Raw genomic sequence first — 19024 nt, forward strand, 5'->3', positions numbered from 1 at the left:
TTAACTTTAATTGGGCGCCTTGCGCCCACTAGCAAAGGTATTGAAAATGGCTAAGGAAAAGTTTGAACGTTCCAAACCACACGTTAACGTAGGTACTATCGGTCACGTTGACCATGGTAAAACGACTCTAACTGCGGCACTAACTATCGTACAGGGTGCGAAATTTGGTGGTGATGTAAAAGATTACGCAAACATCGATAACGCTCCAGAAGAGCGTGAGCGTGGTATCACAATCTCAACAGCACACGTTGAGTATGAATCAGAAACACGTCACTATGCACACGTAGACTGCCCAGGGCACGCTGACTATGTTAAAAACATGATCACAGGTGCTGCACAGATGGACGGTGCGATTCTAGTATGTTCAGCAGCAGATGGCCCGATGCCACAGACTCGTGAGCACATCCTACTTTCACGTCAGGTTGGTGTTCCTTACATCGTCGTATTCCTAAACAAAGCGGATATGGTTGACGATGAAGAGCTACTAGAACTAGTAGAAATGGAAGTTCGTGAGCTACTAGACGAGTACGAATTCCCAGGTGACGATACGCCAGTAATCATCGGTTCAGCTCTAAAAGCAATCGAAGGTGACGCAGCATACGTTGAGAAGATCGGTGAACTAGTTGAAGCTCTAGATACTTACATTCCAGAGCCAACTCGTGAAACTGACAAGCCATTCCTAATGCCTGTAGAAGATATCTTCTCAATCCAAGGTCGTGGAACGGTAGCAACAGGTCGTGTTGAAACAGGTGTTGTTAAGGTTGGTGAAGAGATCGAGATCGTTGGTATCCGTGATACTCAAACAACAACAGTAACGGGTGTTGAAATGTTCCGTAAACTGCTTGATCAAGGTGAAGCAGGTGATAACGTAGGAATCCTACTACGTGGTACGAAGCGTGAAGACATTGAGCGTGGTCAAGTACTAGCGCACAAAGGTACAGTTACTCCACACACTAAGTTTGAAGCTGAAGTATACGTACTATCAAAAGATGAAGGTGGACGTCACACTCCATTCTTCAACGGTTACCGTCCACAGTTCTACTTCCGTACAACGGATGTAACTGGTGCGTGTGAACTACCAGCAGGAACAGAAATGGTAATGCCTGGTGATAACGTACAAATGACTGTAGAGTTGATCAACCCAATCGCAATGGCAGACGGTCTACGTTTCGCTATCCGTGAAGGTGGTCGTACAGTTGGTGCGGGTGTTGTTGCGAAAATTATCGACTAATCTCGAAAATTTAAACAGCTACTAGAAAAAGGGAGTCAAGCATTTAGTTTGGCTCCCTTTTTTGTTTTTACCGGCCGGTAAATAAGGTGTTGTTTTAAAAAGAAAAGGTTGGTATAATCCGCAACCTTGGTTTGTACCCCTTAATTTATCTTGTTGATTTCGGGGTGTTTTTCTTGCTTTTAACCTAAGAGAAATGATTATGGCGACTCAAAATATTCGTATTCGCTTAAAGGCGTTCGATCACCGATTGATTGATCAGTCTGCACGTGAAATTACGGAAACTGCTAAGCGTACTGGTGCACAGGTTCGTGGTCCGATCCCTATGCCAACACGCAAAGAGCGTTTCACAGTTTTGATCTCTCCACACGTCAATAAAGATGCTCGTGATCAGTATGAAATTCGTACTCACAAGCGTCTACTAGATATCGTTGATCCAACTGATAAGACAGTTGATGCATTAATGAAGCTAGATTTGGCAGCTGGTGTAGATGTTCAATTAGAATTGCGTTAAGCAATTTTGTGGCTCAATCATCAATCGTAATGATGAGCAATTTATAATAATGAGGTAATGATATGTCTATTGGTATCATTGGTAAAAAAATCGGAATGACTCGTGTTTTCAACGATGACGGTGTTTCTACTCCAGTAACAGTGGTAGAAGTCGAGCCGAATTTGATTACTCAAATCAAAACAGTTGACACTGATGGTTATTCTGCTATTCAAGTTACCACAGGTAAAGTTCACGCTGGGCGTGTAAGCAAGCCTGCAGCTGGTCACTTCGCTAAAGCGGGTGTTGAAGCAGGTCGTGGTCTTTGGGAATTCCGTGCTGAAGAAGCGGATCTTGAAGGTCTAGAAGTAGGTTCAGAAATTTCTGTGGAGCGTTTTAACGATATCACAGTGGTTGATGTAACTGGAACTACAAAAGGTAAAGGTTTCCAGGGTGGTATTAAGCGTCACAATTTCAGTATGCAAGATGCTACACACGGTAACTCTATCTCTCACCGTTCGAACGGTTCAATTGGTCAAAACCAAACTCCTGGTCGCGTTTTCAAAGGTAAGAAAATGTCCGGTCACATGGGTAACGTTCGTCAAACAACACAGAACTTAGATTTAGTAAAAGTTGATGCAGAAAACGGACTATTGTTGATCCGTGGTGCAGTTCCTGGCGCTAAAAACAGTACTGTCATTGTTCGTAAAGCTGTGAAGTAAGGTGGGCGAGATGGATTTAAAATTAATCGAATTAGCCACTGGTAAAGAATCTGGAAACGTTTCAGTTTCTGATGATTTATTTAGTGTGGAATTTAATCAGTCTTTGGTTCACCAAGTTGTGACTGCATACATGAATGCTGGTCGTGCTGGTACTAAAGGTCAAAAGAACCGTTCAGCTGTGAGCGGTGGTGGTGCTAAACCATGGCGCCAAAAAGGGACTGGCCGTGCTCGTGCCGGAACGACTCGTAGCCCAATATGGGTTGGTGGTGGTCGTGCATTCCCTGGCCATAATCGTGATTTTTCACAAAAAGTTAACAAGAAAATGTACCGTGGTGCGATGCGTTCAATTATCGCAGAACTAAACCGTTCTGGTCGTTTAGTTGTTGTTGATGACTTTAAAGTTGAAGCACCAAAGACAAAAGAATTCAAATCAAAACTAGCACAATTGAATGTTGCTGATGCACTGGTTGTAACGGAAAGTTTTGATGAGTATTTATACTTGTCAGCACGTAACCTGTACAACGCTGATGTATGTGATGTTGCATCACTAGATCCAGTTAGTTTAATTGGTTTCCAGAACGTTGTAATGACTCAAGGTGCTGTTAAGCAACTAGAGGAGCAATTAGCATGAATCAAGAAAGAGTTCTAAGTGTATTGCTTGCACCACACGTTTCTGAAAAAGCAGCAATTATGGCTGATGCATCAGAGCAGTATGTGTTCAAGGTTGTACCTACTGCTACTAAAGCAGAGGTTAAAGCTGCAGTTGAGTCTTTATTTGATGTAAAGGTTCAATCTGTAAACATGATTAACATTAAAGGTAAGCGCAAAGTATTCAAAGGCCGTCAAGGTACTCGTAACGGTGTTCGCAAAGCGATCGTTCGTCTAGTATCTGGTCAAGAAATCGATTTTGCGGCTGCTGAGTAAGGAGTTTAATAATGGCAATTATTAGAAAGTCCAAACCAACTTCTGCTGGTCGTCGCTTTGTTGTAAGCGTTGTTGAGCCTAAGCTTCATAAAGGTAAGCCACACGCTGCACTACTAGAAAAGAAATCTAAATCTGGTGGTCGTAACAACAATGGTCGTATTACAGTGCGTCATACCGGTGGTGGTCATAAACAGCATTATCGTCTAGTTGATTTCAAACGTAACAAAACTGGCGTTCCAGCAACTGTAGAACGTTTGGAATATGATCCAAACCGTACAGCACACATCGCTTTGTTGAAATATGCCGATGGTGAACGCGCTTATATCCTTGCTCCAAAGGGTATTGAAGCAGGTGCTGTTGTTGAATCAGGTGATCATGTATCGATTAAAGTGGGTAACACTTTACCGTTACGCAACATTCCGGTAGGTACTATTGTCCATAATGTAGAAATGCGTCCTGGTAAAGGTGGACAAATTGCTCGTTCTGCAGGTGCATCAGTTTCTATTGCTGGGCGTGATGGTCAATACGTACTAGTTAAGCTTCGTTCTGGTGAGATGCGTAAAATCCTTGCTGAATGTAAAGCAACTATCGGTGAAGTTGGTAACTCAGAGCATAGTCTTCGTAAGCTAGGTAAAGCTGGTGCTACACGTTGGCGTGGTATTCGTCCTACTGTTCGCGGTGTCGCTATGAACCCGGTAGATCACCCACACGGTGGTGGTGAAGGACGTACTTCTGGTGGTCGTAACCCTGTTACGCCATGGGGTGTTCCGACGAAAGGTAAGAAGACTCGCAGTAATAAGCGTACGGACAATATGATTGTTCGTCACCGTAACAAGAAATAAGGAAGGACACTGATGCCACGTTCAGTTAAAAAAGGCCCTTTTGTTGACCTTCACTTGATCAAAAAAGTGGAAGAGGCACAAGAATCTGGTAACAAACGTCCAATTAAAACATGGTCAAGACGTTCTATGATCTTGCCTGAAATGATTGGATTAACAATCGCTGTTCATAATGGTAAAGAGCATATTCCAGTTTACGTTACTGAGAATATGGTTGGCCATAAACTAGGCGAATTTTCAATGACTCGTACTTATCGCGGCCATGCCGCGGATAAGAAAGCTAAACGTTAATAGGAGTTAGATATGCAAGTTAGTGCAACTCATAAATTTGCTCGTATCTCTCCACAGAAAGCACGTTTAGTTGCTGATCTTATTCGTGGGAAAGATGTTGAGCAAGCTGTAAATATTTTGCAGTTCAGCGATAAAAAAGCTGCCGCTTTGATTAAGAAAATTCTTAACTCTGCGATTGCTAATGCTGAAAACAACAACGGTATGGACATTGATGAGCTACAGGTAACTGCAGCTTTCGTAAATGAAGGACCAATCATGAAGCGCATGCGTGCTCGTGCAAAAGGTCGCGGTAACCGTATCTTAAAACGCACCAGTCACATTACCGTGACTGTTGGCGAAAAGTAAGGAGAGTCAGGATGGGTCAAAAAGTCAATCCTATTGGGATTCGTCTAGGTATCACTAGAGACTGGAATGCTCGTTGGTATGCAGATAGCAAAAACTATTCTGATTTCCTAATCAGCGACATCCAAATTCGTGAAGAATTAAATAAAAAGTTGGCACATGCTTCTGTTTCGAATATCAAAATCGAACGTGTTGCTAACGGTATTCGTATCACCATTCATACTGCACGCCCTGGTGTTGTAATCGGTAAGAAAGGTGAAGATATTGAAAAGCTAAAAGCACAACTTTCAGCTATGACTGGTATGCCAGTTAACATCAATATTGAAGAAATTAAAAAACCTGAGCTAGATGCTAAGTTGGTTGGTGAATCAATTGCTCAACAGCTAGAGAAGCGTATCCAATTCCGTCGTGCTATGAAGCGTGCGGTAGGTAACGCAATGCGTCTTGGTGCTGAAGGTATCAAGGTTACGGTTTCTGGTCGTTTGAATGGTGCGGATATCGCACGTGCAGAATGGTATCGTGAAGGTCGTGTACCTCTACATACTTTCCGTGCTGACATTGATTATGCAACTTATGAAGCTGATACTACTTACGGTAAGATCGGTGTTAAGGTTTGGATTTTCAAAGGCGAGAAGCTAGGAAAGCTTGCACTAGAAAATAACAATGATTCTAAGGGCAAGAAAGGCCGTAAATAAAAGGATAACTAACTATGTTAATGCCTAAGCGTACAAAATTTAGAAAAGTACAAAAAGGTCGTAACCGTGGTCTAGCGCAAGTTGGAAACAAAGTTAGCTTTGGTGATTACGGTCTTAAAGCCTTAGAGCGTGGTCGTATGACTTCACGCCAAATCGAAGCTGGTCGTCGTGTTATGACTCGTCATGTAAAGCGTGGAGCTAAAATCTGGATTCGCGTATTTCCTGACAAACCAATTACTAATAAACCACTTGAAGTTCGTATGGGTAAAGGTAAAGGTTCAGTTGAGTACTGGGTTGCTCAAATCCAACCTGGCCGTATCCTATTTGAAATGCAAGGTGTTGATGAAAAGCTAGCACGAGAAGCCTTTGAGCTTGCTGCTGCTAAGCTTCCTTTCAAAACACAAGTTGTAACTAGAACGGTGATGTAAATGACAGCGAAAGAATTAAATGAAAAGTCAGTAGATGAATTGCGTGAAGAGTTAATCAATCTTCGCAAAGAGCAGTTTAATCTTAGAATGCAAAATGCGACTGGCCAGTTGTCTAACTCTGCGCAAATTAAAAAGGTACGTCGTACTATTGCGCGAGTAAAGACCATCATTCGTCAAAAGGTGAGTAAATAATCATGACGGATCAAGCAAAAAAAGCACGTACTATGCAGGGTGAAGTTGTTTCAAACAAAATGAATGACTCAATTGTTGTTCGCATCAATCGTTTCATCAAACACCCTAAATATAAAAAATTCGTTAAGAAGTCAACGAAGATCATGGCTCATGATGCGGGTAATACTGCTGGAATTGGAGATACGGTTACTATTCAAGAAACTACTCCAATGTCTAAATCAAAATCATGGACTTTGATTAATATCGACGAAAAAGCGAAGATTTAAGTTTTATAGCTTTTATTCTGTAAATTATCTGGTATAATTTGCGGAAATTTAAAAGCCACCTTTAAGATGTAAGCCACATATTAATGTGGGACTGCTCTTTCAGGTGGTTTTTGTGCTGTAAGTAATTTTTAGTTTATGGATGGAGTCCCACCATGATTCAGATGCAAACAGTGCTTGATGTTGCAGACAACAGCGGAGCACGCCGCGTCCAATGTATTAAAGTATTAGGCGGATCTCACCGTCGTTATGCTGCCATTGGCGATGTAATTAAAGTGAGTGTCAAAGAAGCGGCACCACGCGGCAAAGTGAAGAAAGGTGATGTTTACAATGCGGTAGTCGTTCGTACTGCTAAAGGTGTAAGACGTCAAGATGGTTCATTGATTAAGTTTGATGGCAATGCTGCAGTTATTCTTAACGCAAAGCATGAACCTATTGGTACACGTATCTTCGGCCCAGTAACTCGTGAGCTTCGTAACGATAAATTTATGAAAATCGTTTCACTAGCTCCTGAAGTACTATAAGGAAGAACCAATGAATCGTTTAAGAAAAGGTGACGAGGTTATCGTTATTACCGGTAAGGACAAAGGAAAGCGTGGATCGATTTCTTCTGTTCAAGCAAATGGTAAAGTTTTAGTCGATGGTATTAACCTAGTTAAGAAACACACACGCCCAAACCCTATGACAGGTGCACAAGGTGGAATCGTTTCTAAAGAAATGCCTATTGATGCCTCTAATGTGGCGCTAGTTAATCCTGAAACAAATAAAGCTGACAAAGTTGGTTTTAAAGTTGATGGTGATACTAAGATTCGCGTTTTTAAATCTACTGGTAAAGCGATTGACGCTTAATAAGGGTAGAGAGAAATGGCAAGATTACAAAAATATTATAAAGATCAAGTTATCCAAAAGCTTGTGGATCAATTTGGTTATAAGTCTTCAATGCAGGCTCCAAAGATTACCAAGATCACTGTGAATATGGGTGTTGGTGATGCAATCGCAGACAAGAAAGTTCTTGATAATGCTGTTGCAGATATGGAAGCAATTACTGGTCAAAAAGCAGTAAAAACACTTGCTCGTAAATCAGTAGCTAGCTTTAAGGTTCGAGATGGTTATCCATTGGGCTGTAAAGTAACTCTACGTGGCGAGAAAATGTATGAGTTTCTAGACCGTCTAATTAACATTGCATTACCACGTGTTCGTGACTTCCAAGGTGTAAACCCGAAGGCATTTGATGGACGTGGTAACTACAATTTGGGCCTTAAAGAGCAAATCATCTTCCCTGAGATTGAGTTTGAGAAGGTTGATAAAATCCGAGGTATGGATATCAACTTTGCTACAACTGCTCAGACGAATGATGAAGCAAAAGCTCTTTTAGAAGCCTTTAATTTCCCATTTAAGAAATAAGAGGATTTTCTAATGGCTAAGTTATCAATGATTGCACGTGATAAAAAACGTGCAAAAACAGTAGCAAAGTTTGCTGAAAAACGTAAAGCGTTAAAAGCAGCCTCAGTTGATATGAGCTTGTCTTTTGAAGAGCGCATGGAAGCGATGGAAAAGTTACAAAAACTTCCACGTAACGCTTCTCCAGTACGTCAACAACGTCGTTGTCGTGTTACTGGGCGTCCTCATGCAGTATACAGAAAGTTTGGTCTGTCACGTAACATGCTTCGTCAAGCGGCGATGAATGGTGATGTTCCAGGATTAAGAAAAGCAAGTTGGTAAGGATAAATATCTATGAGCATGTCTGATCCAATCGCTGATATGTTAACGCGTATTCGTAACGGCCAAATGGCTGGACATACGAATGTTGTAATGCCATCTTCAAAAATGAAAGCAGCAGTTGCTCAAGTTTTGAATGATGAAGGTTATATCGCTGCATACAGTGTAAATGACAATAATGGCAAGGCTGAATTATCAGTAGATCTAAAATACTTTGATGGAAAGCCTGTTATTGAAATGGTTAAACGTGTAAGTCGTCCAGGCCTACGTGTTTATAAGAATAAAGATGAACTACCGAATGTAATTGGTGGTTTAGGTATTGCAGTAATTTCAACTTCAAAAGGTGTAATGACTGATCGTCAAGCGCGTGACGCTGGCATCGGTGGTGAAGTTGTTTGTTACGTTGCATAAGGAGTTATTAAATGTCACGTATTGGTAAGGCTCCTGTGAATGTACCAGCTGGCGTTGAAGTCAGTGTTAACGGTTCAGATGTAACTGTTAAAGGTTCAAAAGCCACAATCACAAAAAGCTTCAACTCTGGAGTTGAAGTAACTGTTGCTGACAACCAAGTAACTTGTGCACCTAAAGAAGGTGTTGCAAATGGTTGGGCACAAACAGGTACTGTTCGTTCTATTATCAATAATATGGTAGTTGGCGTAACAGATGGTTTTGAAAAACGCTTACAACTAGTAGGTGTTGGTTATCGTGCGGCAGCTCAAGGTAAAGTATTGAACCTAACTTTAGGTTTCTCACACCCTGTTGAGCATGCTATTCCTGAAGGGATTACGATTGAAACACCAACACAGACTGAGATTGTTGTGAAAGGTGCTGATAAGCAAGTAGTTGGTCAAGTTGCTGCGGAAATCCGTGGTTACCGCCCTCCTGAACCTTATAAAGGTAAAGGTGTTAAGTATGCTGATGAGCGCATTTTACGTAAAGAAGCTAAGAAGAAATAAGGCTGGAAGTAAGTATGGATAAGAAATCAGCCCGTCTTCGTAGAGCTAAGAAAACTCGTTCAAAAATTGCAGAATTAAAAATGCCACGTTTGAGTGTACACCGTACTGCTCAACATATTTACGCACAATTAATTTCAGCAGAAAATGGCAGTGTTATCGCTTCTAGCTCTACTGTACAAGCGGATGTAAAAAAAGAAATTAATAACGGTTCTAATAAGTCAGCAGCAGCAGCTGTTGGTAAAGCAATTGCTGAAAAAGCAAAAGCAGCCGGTATTACTTCAGTAGCTTTCGATCGTTCAGGTTTTAAATACCACGGTCGTATTCAACAACTAGCTGAATCAGCCCGTGAAAACGGTCTTGAATTTTAAAAGAAGGATAAATTATGTCTTCACGTGAATTACAAGACGGACAAGATGGTTTAATTGAAAAGCTAGTAAACGTTCGCCGTGTTGCAAAAGTTGTAAAAGGTGGTCGTGTATTCGGTTTTTCAGCACTAGCAGTTGTTGGTGACGGTGAAGGAAAAGTTGGCTACGGTAGTGGTAAAGCTTCTGAAGTTCCTGTTGCTATCAAAAAAGCTATGGAACAAGCCCGTCGCAATATGAAAACTGTTCCTCTTACAGAGGGAACGATTCAATACCCAATTAACTTCAAGCAAGGTGCTGCTAACATCGTTATGCTACCTGCTTCTGAAGGTACGGGTGTAATCGCTGGTGGTGCAATGCGTGCAGTTTTAGAAGCTGCAGGTGTTAAAAACGTATTGTCTAAATGTATCGGTACTACTCGTCCTGTTAACGTTGTTCGTTCTACAGTAAACGCATTAACTGGTATGAATAGTCCTGAAATGATTGCTGCAAAACGTGGTAAATCAGTTGAAGAAATTTTAGGTGAATAAGATGTCAGATCAAAAACAACTTAAAGTGACTCTGGTAAAAAGCACAATTGGCCGCTTACCAGCACACAAAGCTTGTGTATCTGGTCTTGGTCTGAGAAAGATGCACCAAACAAAAACTGTTATTGATACTCCTGAAAATCGCGGGATGATCAATAAAGTTTCCTATTTGCTAAAAGTAGAGGAAGCATAAGATGCAACTAAATACTTTAAGTCCAGCAGAAGGTTCTAAATCTGCTCGTAAGCGTGTAGGGCGTGGTCAAGGTTCTGGATGGGGTAAGATGGGTGGCCGTGGTCACAAGGGTCAAAAATCTCGTTCAGGCGGTATGCCGAAAATTGGTTTTGAAGGTGGTCAAATGCCTTTGCAACGTCGTTTACCAAAAATTGGTTTTACGTCACGTATTGCAGCTTACAAAACAGAAATTCGTCTAGACACACTATGTAATATTGATGCAGATGTTATTGATCTTGCTGCTTTGAAAGCTGCTGATGTAATCGGCGAAAAAATCAAAGAAGTTAAAATCATCAACTCTGGTGAAGTTAATAAAGCGATTAAGACCTCTGGTTTGAAAGCGACTGCTGGCGCTAAATCAGCGATTGAAGCCGCTGGTGGTACAGTAGAAGCTTAATTATGAATAGTTCAATTGCATCTAGTGGTTTGGGTGACTTAAAGAATAAGATTCTTTTTGTTTTGGGTGCCATTATCGTTTATCGATTAGGGACTCATATTCCTGTGCCGTCTATTGATCCAGTTGCTTTAGCTGCGATGTTTGAGCAGCAGAAAGGTACTATCCTTGACATGTTTAACATGTTCTCGGGTGGTGCACTTGAACGTCTTTCTATATTTGCTTTAGGTATTATGCCGTATATCTCAGCTGCAATTATTATGCAGCTTTTGACGGTTGTATCACCAACATTAGAGCAACTTAAGAAAGATGGTGAAGCGGGTCGTAGAAAAATAACTCAGTACACTCGACAAGGTACAGTGCTACTAGCCACTTTCCAAGGTCTGGGTGTAGCCGTTGCACTTGAATCTCAGAATATTAATGGGATGCCTGTGGTTATTGATCCAGGTTTCCTATTTAAACTAACAGCTGTTGTCACTCTTGTGAGTGGAACCATTTTCTTAATGTGGTTAGGTGAGCAAATTACAGAACGTGGTATTGGTAATGGTATTTCGATCATTATCTTTGCAGGTATCGTTGCTGGTTTACCTTCTGCTTTGGGTGGTACTTTCGAGCAAGTCAATACTGGATCGCTTCATGCAATCACAGTATTTATACTTCTTGCTTTAGTTGCGGCAGTTATTGCATTTGTCGTTTTTGTTGAAAGAGGACAAAGACGAATCCCAGTTCATTATGCGCAACGTATGCGCGGCCGAAAGATGTATGGTGGACAAGAATCCCACTTGCCTCTAAAGCTTAATATGGCTGGTGTAATCCCTCCTATCTTTGCATCAAGTATCATTTTATTCCCAGCAACGCTTGGTGGATGGTTTGGTACTGCTGAAGGTATGGGGTGGCTTAAAGACATCGCAACGACTCTGTCTCCAGGACAGCCCTTGTATATCATGCTGTATGCAATGGCCATTATATTTTTCTGTTTCTTTTATACAGCGATTGTTTTCAATCCAAATGAAACAGCTGAAAATTTAAGAAAATCTGGTGCTTATCTTCCAGGTATTCGTCCAGGTGCGCAAACAGCTCGTCACATTGATAGTATTCTCGGTCGTTTGACTTTAGCAGGTGCTATTTACATTACTGCAGTTTGTTTGTTACCAGAGTTTTTGATTTTGTACTGGAATGTACCATTCTATTTTGGTGGAACATCTTTATTGATCATTGTCATTGTTGTTATGGATTTCATGACCTCTGTACAAGCTCAGATGATGTCGACCCAGTACGAAGGAATGATGAAAAAATCTAAATTGAAAGGTAAATAACATAAGTTATTTATTTTCCTAGAATTTATAGTGGAAGGTGTGTATAATCGCACGCTTTTCAGTAGGTGGAATTAAAGGGAGCGTCAAAATGGCTCGTATTGCCGGCGTAAACATTCCAGTAAACAAGCATATTGTTATTGGTCTGACTTCGATCTACGGGATTGGTTCAACTTCAGCAAAGCAAATTTGTGAAGCAACTAAAATTGAACCTTCTACCAAAGTTCGTGAACTAACTGAAGAACAGTTAGAAGCACTTCGTAATGAAGTAACAAATTTTAAAATTGAAGGTGATCTTCGTCGTGAAGTATCTATGAACATCAAACGTTTGATGGACATGGGTTGTTACCGAGGAATTCGTCACCGTCGTAGTCTACCATTGCGTGGACAACGTACAAAAACAAATGCACGTACTCGTAAAGGTCCTGTAAGACCTATTAAACGATAACGCATAATTGCGAGATGAGATATGGCAAAAGCAAATTCGCGTGTTAAAAAGAAAGTAAAACAGGTTGTTAATGATGGTATCGCTCACGTTCACGCGAGCTTTAACAACACAATCATTACAATTACTGATCGTCAAGGTAACGCACTATGCTGGGCAACTTCTGGTGGTAGCGGATTCCGTGGTTCTCGTAAGAGTACTCCATTCGCTGCGCAGGTTGCTGCAGAACGAGCTGGTCAAATGGCTCACGACTACGGTGTTAAGAACTTAGAAGTTATGGTTAAAGGTCCAGGGCCTGGCCGTGATTCAGCAGTTCGTGGTTTAAACAGTGCAGGTTTCAAGATTACAGCGATTAACGATGTAACTCCGATTCCTCACAACGGTTGCCGTCCACCTAAGAAACGTCGCGTTTAATATTTGAGGTAAACATGGCTAGATATATTGGTCCAAAGTGTAAACTTGCTCGTCGTGAAGGTACCGATCTATTTTTGAAAAGCGGTGTTCGTAGCATCGAATCAAAATGTAAGATTGACCAGCTACCAGGTGTACACGGTGCAGGTCGTAAGCGTGTAACCGAGTATGGTTTACAGCTTCGTGAAAAGCAAAAAGTTCGTCGTATGTACGGCGTTCTAGAAAAGAAATTCCGTCTTTATTATAAAGAAGCAGATCGTCGTAAAGGTTCTACTGGTGTAAACCTTCTTCAGATTCTTGAAAGCCGCCTAGATAACGTTGTTTATCGTATGGGCTTCGCTTCTACTCGTGCTGAAGCGCGTCAATTGGTTTCACACAAAGCTATCTTAGTAAATGGAGAAGTTGTAAACGTTCCATCTTATGAGATTGCTGCTGGTGATGTTGTTTCTATTCGTGAGAAAGCACGTAACCAAAGCCGTATCGCTACTGCTCTAGAACTTAGCGGTCAGCGTGGTGCGGTTAATTGGGTTGAAGTAAACACGTCTAACTTTGAAGGAACTTTTAAAAATGTTCCTGATCGTTCTGACTTGTCTGCGGACATTCAAGAAAACTTGATTGTAGAGCTTTATTCTAAGTAATAGAAACGGAGATCACCTCTAATGCAAGAGATGTTAGAACAGTTGTTAACACCACGTATGGTTGACATTCAACGTACTAGCGCCTTCCGCAGCCGTGTGACTTTAGAGCCACTAGAACGTGGTTTTGGTCACACGCTTGGGAATGCGTTGCGTCGTATCCTTTTGTCATCAATGCCTGGTGCTGCGATTACAGAAGCCCAAATTGATGGTGTTTTACATGAATACTCATCGATTGAAGGTGTAAGAGAAGATGTTCTTGAAATTCTTCTTAACCTTAAAGAGGTGGCGGTCAAATTAAATGCTTCAGATAAAGCTGAATTGACTCTAAACAAAAAAGGTCCTGCAGTTGTTCGTGCTTCTGATATTCAGTTAAGTCACGATGTTGAAATTGCCAACCCTGATCTTGTGATTGCACATGTTTCAGAGGGTGCGGAACTAAACATGACTCTTCGTGTTGAGAAGGGTATGGGTTACCGTGCTTCAAATACTGACAATGATTCTCACGTTGGTATTTTACGTTTAGATGCAAGTTTCAGTCCTGTTCATACAATTAGTTATGAAGTTCAGAACGCTCGTGTTGAACAGCGTACTGACCTTGATAAATTGATCATTGACATTGTCACTGATGGTACTTTGGATCCTGAAGATGCCATCAAACAAGCAGCAACTGTTCTGCACTATCAACTAAATGCGTTTGTTGATCTTAAGCATAAAGAAGTTGCCGCTCCGGAAGAAGAAGAGAATGAGTTTGATCCTATCTTCTTACAACCGGTTGATGATCTAGAACTAACGGTTCGTTCAGCAAACTGTCTGAAAGCAGAACAAATTTACTACATTGGTGATTTGGTACAGCGTGCAGAGCCACACTTATTGAAAACACCAAACTTAGGTAAAAAATCTCTACAAGAAATCAAAGATGTTCTTGCGCAAAGAGGTCTTAGCCTAGGTACCAAACTTGAAAACTGGCCACCAGCTAGTCTGGTAAGTAAAGATCCAGCTTAATATAAGGAAGCTATCATGCGTCATGGTAAATCAGGTCGTAAGTTAAATCGTAACAGTGCGCACCGTAAGGCAATGTTTAAAAACATGTCTGCTTCACTTATCGAACATGAAGTAATCCGTACTACGGTTGCTAAGGCTAAAGAACTTCGTACAGTTGCTGAGCCTTTGATTACGCTTGCTAAAAAAGACAGCGTACACAACCGCCGTACTGCCTTTGCTCGTTTAGGTGATAAAGCAGCAGTAGGTAAGTTATTCTCTGAGATTGGTCCTCGTTACGAATCTCGTCCAGGTGGTTATATCCGCATTCTAAAATGTGGTTTCCGTCCTGGTGATAACGCTCCTATGGCAATCGTTGAGTTAGTTGACCGTCCAGTTGCGGACAACGCTGACGATTCAGCTGAGTAATCAGCAAAAAGAACCGGCCAAGCGCCGGTTTTTTTATATCTAAAATTTTATGATTGATACCCACGCCCATATTTTAGATTCCCAAAAAGATTATCCTTTTTACCGGCCGGTAAATAGTTATCCAATACTCTCAATGTCAACAGGCCCTGAACAATGGCCTTCTAATCAGCGTTTATCAAGTTATTATCCTGAAGTTTATTATGCGGTTGGTGTTCATCCTTGGTTTGTTTCTCAAACAAGTTTATCTACCTTGGATTCGATGGAGCTTTTCTTTGCTGACAATAAATGTCTCGCAGTAGGCGAAATTGGTCTAGATTTTTCACCCAAATTTAAATCCAGCCAAGCATTACAACGAGAATTTTTTTATCACCAATGCTGTATTGCAGAAAAATTTAACCGGCCGGTATCAATTCATGCTGTTAAGTGTCATAACGAGATGTTTAAAATCCTAAAAGCATTTAACCTTAGTGGTGTTGTGCATGGTCTAAGTGCTTCCAAAGAAGTTTGTCATCAGTATTTGAGATTAGGTTTTAAGATTGGCATAAACGCCTCTGTATGTCGTCCTATGTCCAAGCGCATAATTGAAATGGTCACCGACTTTCCTCTTAGCTCTTTTGTTGTTGAAACAGATTTTCCGAATATTTCTGACTCTTTAGACATGAATCCTATTATCAATGAAATTTCACAACTAAGTTGCCGCTCTAAAGATGAGGTCATTGAGAAAACCACTTATAATGCAGAGCAAATTTTTAAGTTTGGGGTTAAGTGATGGATGCATTGTTTGAACGGAGTCTTTTGGTTTTTGGTGAAGCAGGAATTACCAACCTACAAAATTGTCATGTGTTAATTGCCGGTGTCGGTGGTGTGGGTGGTTTTGTTGCTGAATCACTCGCTCGAGCAGGAGTTGGCACTCTAACGTTGATCGACCATGACACAGTAAATGCATCTAATAAAAACCGCCAAATTATTGCTCTAGACTCTACTACCGGCCGGTATAAAGTCGATGTGATGCAAGAGCGTATTAGTGATATAAACCCCAATTGTAAGGTCATTACTTCGAAAGAGTTTATTCGTCCAGAAGACATGCAGGATTTGCTATCACAGCCTTTTGATTATGTTGTTGATGCCATTGATAGTTTAAACTGCAAGGTTTCCTTAGTGGCAACAGCAAAAAAACTTAACCGGCCGGTGGTTTCCAGTATGGGCGCAGGTCGTAGAATTGATCCTTCAAAAATCAAACTTGCCGATATTTCCAAAACCCATGGTTGTGCCTTGGCTCGCAATATGCGCCAACGTTTGAAAAAGCAGGGCATTTCAAAAGGTGTGATGACAGTTTTTTCTGAAGAAATCCCAATGCCGCCAGGCCCAATGGAAGAAATTGAGGGTGCGAGAGGCCGTGTCGTCAATGGGACAGCGAGCTATATGCCGGGTATTTTCGGTCTAATGCTAGCAGGTTTTGTTATTAAACAGATAGCTGCAGCAACAAAATGAAAGCGTCGTTGATTAACGTACTTTTGTTTGTAATGACTGTTTTTATTCACAATGTAGGTCATGCACAAAGTACATCTCATCATCAAATTCCCCAGTTTGAAGTCTATATTGATCAAAGCAAGTCACTAGCTATTCAAGACATTACTCAATTGAATGATGATGCCTTTAGGCCAGTTGCAAAAGCTGGCTATGTTGGCGGCTATAACAGATTTCATCACTGGTTAAAATTTACTATTCAGCCCTCAAATGATCCAAATACGCCTTTAATGATGCGGGTTAGCCCAACTTATTTAGATGCGGTGAGTTTGTATTTACCCAATGCGGAAGGCGGTTTTAGAGTTTTGCGTTCTGGCGATACGATTGAAACACAGGTAACTCAGTCTGATCGTGCACTGTTATTTGAGCTAGGTGTGATGAGCGAACCGACAACCGCCTATATTGAGTTTCATACCATTAACACTCACACCTTAGTCGCGGATATTTATTCTCCTGACAATTATCGTCATGCCTTGCTTGTCGATTATGCTTTGTCAGGGATTTTTATCGGTTTGCTCGTCGCACTGATTTTTATCAATCTTGGCTATGGACAGTGGAGATCGGATGCAAGTTTCCGTAACTATCTATTATTTATTTTTGCGTCGTTATTGGTATTCATTGCCGTACATGGTTGGGTGCAGTACTTCCTGCCCGACTCATGGCGAGGCTGGGCTAATTATCTACCACAACTGACGACCTTGATTTATCTTTGGGTATTAAATTCGGTACACCGCGCTCTTTTTGAATTTGATCGACAGGCAACCCCAATGTATTTTTGGGTTTCTAAACTTTACCAAGTCACTATTGTGATTGGCTTGCTTTCATTGATGTTTGATTTCTATATTGAGTATATGCCAATCTTTATGAAAATCACTTTGGTGTATTTGTTGTTGATTGTATTTTATGCGTTTTATCTAACACTAAGAAAAATAGAAGAAGGTGGATGGTTATTTTTAGCCTCTATTTTTGGATTAACGGGGATTTTTGGCACGGTATTATCATTGAGCGGACTCGTGTCCGGTGGTGCGATTTTAATGTATTCCTACACGGCTGGGACTTTAGGAAGTATTATCGTTTTTCAAACCATTATGAGTCGACGGATTCGTAAAATCGAACAAGATCGAGTGACCGCTGTGCTGGATAAAGAGCACGCACAAATGCTTGCAGAAAAAGAAAAGACCGATAAAGAACAAAAAGCGCAATTTCTCAGTATGCTGTCACATGAGTTAAAAACCCCGTTATCAGTGATCAGTATGGGATTACATCGCCCGACTATGTCAGATCGTTCTCGACAGCACTTACTACAAGCCGTAAGTGATATGAGCATGGTGATTGATCGCTGTGCGGTGTTAGAAAAAGTGGATGATCAAATTCATTCAGAATCAAAACCCGTTGAAATCGTGTCTTTGCTCAAGCAGGTGATGGAAAGTTTTCAATCACAGCGTATTGAATTTGTTGAGTGTGACGGTCAACTTGTCATTAATTCTGATGAAGATTGGTTAAGAGTGATTTTTATCAACCTCATCGACAATGCCTTAAAATACAGCCCGAAAGATCAAACCATTCAAGTTATGCTGTCTACAACTGATGATAAAGATAAAGTCTGTGTTCAAGTGACCAATCCAACGCAAGAAGCCTTGCCTGAAGCCGATGAGATTTTTACAAAGTACTACCGTGCGAAAACCGCCCATAAACAAACCGGTTCAGGTTTGGGGTTGTATATAGTCAAACGTTTGACTGACCAATTGCAGGCGCAGATTTCTTACCGGCCGGTCGAAAAGTACACGGCAGGTGATGACTACGACCTAGTAGAAATGCGATTATGTCTGAAAAAAGTTTAAATCTACTCTTGGTGGAAGATCATTTGGCGTTGCGCGAAGTGCTCGCAGAGTCATTGGTGGACTTTGGCTATCAGGTTAGAGCCTTTGAGTCCGCAGAAGACGCCTTGGTTGATGAGCTGGCTGAGTCTTGCCACATTGCGATTTTAGATGTGAATTTACCGGGTGAAGATGGCCTGTATCTAGCCAATCAGTTGCGTTTGAAAAACCCAAGAATCGGCATTATTTTTCTCACCGTCCGAAATCAAGTCGCCGATCGATTATCCGGCTATGAAGCCGGAGCGGACCTTTACCTACCCAAACCGATTTCGCCAGACGAACTCCATGCAGCGATAAAGGCTTTGTCTCGACGTTTGCCGATTGATGCAAACATCGATGTCTTCTTTAATCTCTTTTCATCTGAGCTGAGTAACGCGCAAAACGATTCAGTGATCTTATCCGATGAGGAAAGCCGGTTGTTGATTGCACTTTCACAAGCCGCAAAGCAACAACTGGAGTTTTGGGAGTTGGCAGAAAGTCTTGGACTTGACGTAGAGAATATTAATTTACGCACTACCCTCGAAAAACGCATCTCACGACTGCGTAAAAAATTAACTCAAATCAACCAATCTTCAACTTCGATAAAATCCATTCGTGGCGTGGGTTATCAACTCACCCTTTCAATCAAACTCCAATAACACGACATAAAAAGATTTTTCTTAAAAATCAATAAGGTAGATTGTTTTTGGTCTTGATTGAATGATTTTATAGACTTTTATATAAGTCAGCATCGGTCAGGGTTCTCAATCGCTCTTCATTATTATAGCTTCTGATAAAACTATTTCCGGCAACTTGCTAATCT

32 protein-coding genes are annotated in these 19024 nt (G+C 41.1%); all 32 read left to right on the forward strand.

The features are described from left to right. Positions 1–46: 46 nt before the first annotated feature. On the forward strand, positions 47–1231 hold the full coding sequence (gene tuf, locus D9T12_RS01830; RefSeq protein ID WP_130536562.1) for an elongation factor Tu: 1185 nt from the start codon (positions 47–49) through the stop codon (positions 1229–1231). 199 nt (positions 1232–1430) lie between these two features. Next, on the forward strand, positions 1431–1742 hold the full coding sequence (gene rpsJ / locus D9T12_RS01835) for a 30S ribosomal protein S10 (protein ID WP_029910554.1): 312 nt from the start codon (positions 1431–1433) through the stop codon (positions 1740–1742). Between the two features lie 62 nt (positions 1743–1804). Then, positions 1805–2440 (forward strand): 50S ribosomal protein L3, encoded by a 636-nt coding sequence (gene rplC, locus D9T12_RS01840; protein WP_130536574.1) that lies wholly within the window; start codon positions 1805–1807, stop codon positions 2438–2440. Between the two features lie 10 nt (positions 2441–2450). Then, on the forward strand, positions 2451–3071 hold the full coding sequence (rplD, locus tag D9T12_RS01845; protein ID WP_130536575.1) for a 50S ribosomal protein L4: 621 nt from the start codon (positions 2451–2453) through the stop codon (positions 3069–3071). Beyond that, on the forward strand, positions 3068–3364 hold the full coding sequence (gene rplW, locus D9T12_RS01850; RefSeq protein WP_130536576.1) for a 50S ribosomal protein L23: 297 nt from the start codon (positions 3068–3070) through the stop codon (positions 3362–3364). Before rplD ends, rplW begins: the two co-directional genes overlap by 4 nt. An 11-nt stretch (positions 3365–3375) precedes the next feature. Continuing rightward, entirely contained in the window at positions 3376–4206 is an 831-nt protein-coding gene (rplB, locus tag D9T12_RS01855) for a 50S ribosomal protein L2 (RefSeq protein ID WP_130536577.1), read from the forward strand. A 12-nt stretch (positions 4207–4218) separates the two neighbouring features. Beyond that, on the forward strand, positions 4219–4494 hold the full coding sequence (rpsS, locus tag D9T12_RS01860; protein ID WP_130536578.1) for a 30S ribosomal protein S19: 276 nt from the start codon (positions 4219–4221) through the stop codon (positions 4492–4494). A 12-nt stretch (positions 4495–4506) separates the two neighbouring features. Further along, on the forward strand, positions 4507–4839 hold the full coding sequence (gene rplV / locus D9T12_RS01865; protein ID WP_130536579.1) for a 50S ribosomal protein L22: 333 nt from the start codon (positions 4507–4509) through the stop codon (positions 4837–4839). A gap of 11 nt (positions 4840–4850) precedes the next feature. After that, a complete protein-coding gene (gene rpsC, locus D9T12_RS01870) occupies positions 4851–5531 on the forward strand; it encodes a 30S ribosomal protein S3 (RefSeq protein ID WP_130536580.1) in 681 nt (226 codons plus the stop codon). Positions 5532–5545: 14 nt separating this feature from the next. After that, positions 5546–5959: a 50S ribosomal protein L16 gene (rplP, locus tag D9T12_RS01875; protein ID WP_130536581.1), complete on the forward strand. Its 414-nt coding sequence runs from the start codon at positions 5546–5548 to the stop codon at positions 5957–5959. Continuing rightward, positions 5960–6151, forward strand: a complete 192-nt coding sequence (gene rpmC, locus D9T12_RS01880; RefSeq protein WP_130536582.1) for a 50S ribosomal protein L29 — start codon at positions 5960–5962, stop codon at positions 6149–6151. It begins immediately after the preceding gene. Positions 6152–6153: 2 nt separating this feature from the next. After that, complete coding sequence (gene rpsQ, locus D9T12_RS01885) at positions 6154–6417, forward strand: 30S ribosomal protein S17 (protein ID WP_130536583.1); 264 nt, start codon at positions 6154–6156, stop codon at positions 6415–6417. A gap of 152 nt (positions 6418–6569) precedes the next feature. Beyond that, positions 6570–6938, forward strand: a complete 369-nt coding sequence (rplN, locus tag D9T12_RS01890; protein WP_130536584.1) for a 50S ribosomal protein L14 — start codon at positions 6570–6572, stop codon at positions 6936–6938. 10 nt (positions 6939–6948) lie between these two features. Beyond that, a complete protein-coding gene (rplX, locus tag D9T12_RS01895; protein WP_130536585.1) occupies positions 6949–7263 on the forward strand; it encodes a 50S ribosomal protein L24 in 315 nt (104 codons plus the stop codon). A gap of 15 nt (positions 7264–7278) precedes the next feature. Beyond that, positions 7279–7818, forward strand: a complete 540-nt coding sequence (gene rplE / locus D9T12_RS01900) for a 50S ribosomal protein L5 (RefSeq protein WP_130536586.1) — start codon at positions 7279–7281, stop codon at positions 7816–7818. Positions 7819–7830: 12 nt separating this feature from the next. Continuing rightward, a complete protein-coding gene (gene rpsN / locus D9T12_RS01905) occupies positions 7831–8136 on the forward strand; it encodes a 30S ribosomal protein S14 (protein ID WP_130536587.1) in 306 nt (101 codons plus the stop codon). 12 nt (positions 8137–8148) lie between these two features. Next, a complete protein-coding gene (rpsH, locus tag D9T12_RS01910) occupies positions 8149–8544 on the forward strand; it encodes a 30S ribosomal protein S8 (protein WP_130536588.1) in 396 nt (131 codons plus the stop codon). Between the two features lie 11 nt (positions 8545–8555). After that, entirely contained in the window at positions 8556–9089 is a 534-nt protein-coding gene (rplF, locus tag D9T12_RS01915; RefSeq protein ID WP_130536589.1) for a 50S ribosomal protein L6, read from the forward strand. Between the two features lie 14 nt (positions 9090–9103). Further along, the gene (gene rplR, locus D9T12_RS01920) at positions 9104–9457 is read left to right on the forward strand and encodes a 50S ribosomal protein L18 (RefSeq protein ID WP_130536590.1); all 354 of its coding nucleotides are present in this window, start codon (positions 9104–9106) and stop codon (positions 9455–9457) included. Positions 9458–9471: 14 nt separating this feature from the next. Continuing rightward, positions 9472–9981, forward strand: coding sequence for a 30S ribosomal protein S5 (gene rpsE, locus D9T12_RS01925; RefSeq protein WP_130536591.1), 510 nt, complete (start codon positions 9472–9474; stop codon positions 9979–9981). A gap of 1 nt (position 9982) precedes the next feature. After that, entirely contained in the window at positions 9983–10171 is a 189-nt protein-coding gene (gene rpmD, locus D9T12_RS01930) for a 50S ribosomal protein L30 (RefSeq protein WP_130536592.1), read from the forward strand. 1 nt (position 10172) lies between these two features. Continuing rightward, entirely contained in the window at positions 10173–10607 is a 435-nt protein-coding gene (gene rplO, locus D9T12_RS01935) for a 50S ribosomal protein L15 (RefSeq protein ID WP_130536593.1), read from the forward strand. A 2-nt stretch (positions 10608–10609) separates the two neighbouring features. Continuing rightward, positions 10610–11920, forward strand: coding sequence for a preprotein translocase subunit SecY (gene secY, locus D9T12_RS01940; protein ID WP_130536594.1), 1311 nt, complete (start codon positions 10610–10612; stop codon positions 11918–11920). An 88-nt stretch (positions 11921–12008) separates the two neighbouring features. Next, positions 12009–12365, forward strand: coding sequence for a 30S ribosomal protein S13 (gene rpsM / locus D9T12_RS01945; RefSeq protein WP_130536595.1), 357 nt, complete (start codon positions 12009–12011; stop codon positions 12363–12365). A gap of 21 nt (positions 12366–12386) precedes the next feature. Then, the gene (gene rpsK / locus D9T12_RS01950; RefSeq protein WP_130536596.1) at positions 12387–12776 is read left to right on the forward strand and encodes a 30S ribosomal protein S11; all 390 of its coding nucleotides are present in this window, start codon (positions 12387–12389) and stop codon (positions 12774–12776) included. A gap of 14 nt (positions 12777–12790) precedes the next feature. After that, positions 12791–13411 (forward strand): 30S ribosomal protein S4, encoded by a 621-nt coding sequence (gene rpsD, locus D9T12_RS01955; protein ID WP_130536597.1) that lies wholly within the window; start codon positions 12791–12793, stop codon positions 13409–13411. A gap of 21 nt (positions 13412–13432) precedes the next feature. Beyond that, complete coding sequence (locus D9T12_RS01960) at positions 13433–14413, forward strand: DNA-directed RNA polymerase subunit alpha (RefSeq protein ID WP_130536598.1); 981 nt, start codon at positions 13433–13435, stop codon at positions 14411–14413. A gap of 15 nt (positions 14414–14428) precedes the next feature. Then, the gene (rplQ, locus tag D9T12_RS01965; protein ID WP_130536599.1) at positions 14429–14818 is read left to right on the forward strand and encodes a 50S ribosomal protein L17; all 390 of its coding nucleotides are present in this window, start codon (positions 14429–14431) and stop codon (positions 14816–14818) included. A 49-nt stretch (positions 14819–14867) separates the two neighbouring features. Further along, positions 14868–15587: a TatD family hydrolase gene (locus D9T12_RS01970; RefSeq protein ID WP_130536600.1), complete on the forward strand. Its 720-nt coding sequence runs from the start codon at positions 14868–14870 to the stop codon at positions 15585–15587. Then, positions 15587–16309 carry a tRNA threonylcarbamoyladenosine dehydratase gene (locus tag D9T12_RS01975; protein ID WP_130536601.1) on the forward strand — a complete coding sequence of 241 codons (723 nt, stop codon included), beginning with the start codon at positions 15587–15589 and terminating at the stop codon, positions 16307–16309. Before D9T12_RS01970 ends, D9T12_RS01975 begins: the two co-directional genes overlap by 1 nt. Beyond that, a complete protein-coding gene (locus D9T12_RS01980) occupies positions 16306–18186 on the forward strand; it encodes a sensor histidine kinase (RefSeq protein WP_130536602.1) in 1881 nt (626 codons plus the stop codon). The genes D9T12_RS01975 and D9T12_RS01980 overlap by 4 nt, the downstream gene beginning before the upstream one ends. Continuing rightward, positions 18168–18860, forward strand: a complete 693-nt coding sequence (locus D9T12_RS01985; protein WP_130536603.1) for a response regulator transcription factor — start codon at positions 18168–18170, stop codon at positions 18858–18860. Before D9T12_RS01980 ends, D9T12_RS01985 begins: the two co-directional genes overlap by 19 nt. The last annotated feature ends 164 nt before the right edge of the window (positions 18861–19024 follow it).

This window comes from Thiomicrorhabdus indica, from assembly GCF_004293625.1.
Lineage (GTDB): Bacteria > Pseudomonadota > Gammaproteobacteria > Thiomicrospirales > Thiomicrospiraceae > Thiomicrorhabdus > Thiomicrorhabdus indica.

Excerpts from the sequence above, each read along its gene's own strand:
- tuf (WP_130536562.1), top strand. The coding sequence starts at position 47 with ATGGCTAAGGAAAAGTTTGAACGTTCCAAACCACACGTTAACGTAGGT.
- rpsJ (WP_029910554.1), top strand. The coding sequence starts at position 1,431 with ATGGCGACTCAAAATATTCGTATTCGCTTAAAGGCGTTCGATCACCGA.
- rplC (WP_130536574.1), top strand. The coding sequence starts at position 1,805 with ATGTCTATTGGTATCATTGGTAAAAAAATCGGAATGACTCGTGTTTTC.
- rplD (WP_130536575.1), top strand. The coding sequence starts at position 2,451 with ATGGATTTAAAATTAATCGAATTAGCCACTGGTAAAGAATCTGGAAAC.
- rplW (WP_130536576.1), top strand. The coding sequence starts at position 3,068 with ATGAATCAAGAAAGAGTTCTAAGTGTATTGCTTGCACCACACGTTTCT.
- rplB (WP_130536577.1), top strand. The coding sequence starts at position 3,376 with ATGGCAATTATTAGAAAGTCCAAACCAACTTCTGCTGGTCGTCGCTTT.
- rpsS (WP_130536578.1), top strand. The coding sequence starts at position 4,219 with ATGCCACGTTCAGTTAAAAAAGGCCCTTTTGTTGACCTTCACTTGATC.
- rplV (WP_130536579.1), top strand. The coding sequence starts at position 4,507 with ATGCAAGTTAGTGCAACTCATAAATTTGCTCGTATCTCTCCACAGAAA.
- rpsC (WP_130536580.1), top strand. The coding sequence starts at position 4,851 with ATGGGTCAAAAAGTCAATCCTATTGGGATTCGTCTAGGTATCACTAGA.
- rplP (WP_130536581.1), top strand. The coding sequence starts at position 5,546 with ATGTTAATGCCTAAGCGTACAAAATTTAGAAAAGTACAAAAAGGTCGT.
- rpmC (WP_130536582.1), top strand. The coding sequence starts at position 5,960 with ATGACAGCGAAAGAATTAAATGAAAAGTCAGTAGATGAATTGCGTGAA.
- rpsQ (WP_130536583.1), top strand. The coding sequence starts at position 6,154 with ATGACGGATCAAGCAAAAAAAGCACGTACTATGCAGGGTGAAGTTGTT.
- rplN (WP_130536584.1), top strand. The coding sequence starts at position 6,570 with ATGATTCAGATGCAAACAGTGCTTGATGTTGCAGACAACAGCGGAGCA.
- rplX (WP_130536585.1), top strand. The coding sequence starts at position 6,949 with ATGAATCGTTTAAGAAAAGGTGACGAGGTTATCGTTATTACCGGTAAG.
- rplE (WP_130536586.1), top strand. The coding sequence starts at position 7,279 with ATGGCAAGATTACAAAAATATTATAAAGATCAAGTTATCCAAAAGCTT.
- rpsN (WP_130536587.1), top strand. The coding sequence starts at position 7,831 with ATGGCTAAGTTATCAATGATTGCACGTGATAAAAAACGTGCAAAAACA.
- rpsH (WP_130536588.1), top strand. The coding sequence starts at position 8,149 with ATGAGCATGTCTGATCCAATCGCTGATATGTTAACGCGTATTCGTAAC.
- rplF (WP_130536589.1), top strand. The coding sequence starts at position 8,556 with ATGTCACGTATTGGTAAGGCTCCTGTGAATGTACCAGCTGGCGTTGAA.
- rplR (WP_130536590.1), top strand. The coding sequence starts at position 9,104 with ATGGATAAGAAATCAGCCCGTCTTCGTAGAGCTAAGAAAACTCGTTCA.
- rpsE (WP_130536591.1), top strand. The coding sequence starts at position 9,472 with ATGTCTTCACGTGAATTACAAGACGGACAAGATGGTTTAATTGAAAAG.
- rpmD (WP_130536592.1), top strand. The coding sequence starts at position 9,983 with ATGTCAGATCAAAAACAACTTAAAGTGACTCTGGTAAAAAGCACAATT.
- rplO (WP_130536593.1), top strand. The coding sequence starts at position 10,173 with ATGCAACTAAATACTTTAAGTCCAGCAGAAGGTTCTAAATCTGCTCGT.
- secY (WP_130536594.1), top strand. The coding sequence starts at position 10,610 with ATGAATAGTTCAATTGCATCTAGTGGTTTGGGTGACTTAAAGAATAAG.
- rpsM (WP_130536595.1), top strand. The coding sequence starts at position 12,009 with ATGGCTCGTATTGCCGGCGTAAACATTCCAGTAAACAAGCATATTGTT.
- rpsK (WP_130536596.1), top strand. The coding sequence starts at position 12,387 with ATGGCAAAAGCAAATTCGCGTGTTAAAAAGAAAGTAAAACAGGTTGTT.
- rpsD (WP_130536597.1), top strand. The coding sequence starts at position 12,791 with ATGGCTAGATATATTGGTCCAAAGTGTAAACTTGCTCGTCGTGAAGGT.
- D9T12_RS01960 (WP_130536598.1), top strand. The coding sequence starts at position 13,433 with ATGCAAGAGATGTTAGAACAGTTGTTAACACCACGTATGGTTGACATT.
- rplQ (WP_130536599.1), top strand. The coding sequence starts at position 14,429 with ATGCGTCATGGTAAATCAGGTCGTAAGTTAAATCGTAACAGTGCGCAC.
- D9T12_RS01970 (WP_130536600.1), top strand. The coding sequence starts at position 14,868 with ATGATTGATACCCACGCCCATATTTTAGATTCCCAAAAAGATTATCCT.
- D9T12_RS01975 (WP_130536601.1), top strand. The coding sequence starts at position 15,587 with ATGGATGCATTGTTTGAACGGAGTCTTTTGGTTTTTGGTGAAGCAGGA.
- D9T12_RS01980 (WP_130536602.1), top strand. The coding sequence starts at position 16,306 with ATGAAAGCGTCGTTGATTAACGTACTTTTGTTTGTAATGACTGTTTTT.
- D9T12_RS01985 (WP_130536603.1), top strand. The coding sequence starts at position 18,168 with ATGTCTGAAAAAAGTTTAAATCTACTCTTGGTGGAAGATCATTTGGCG.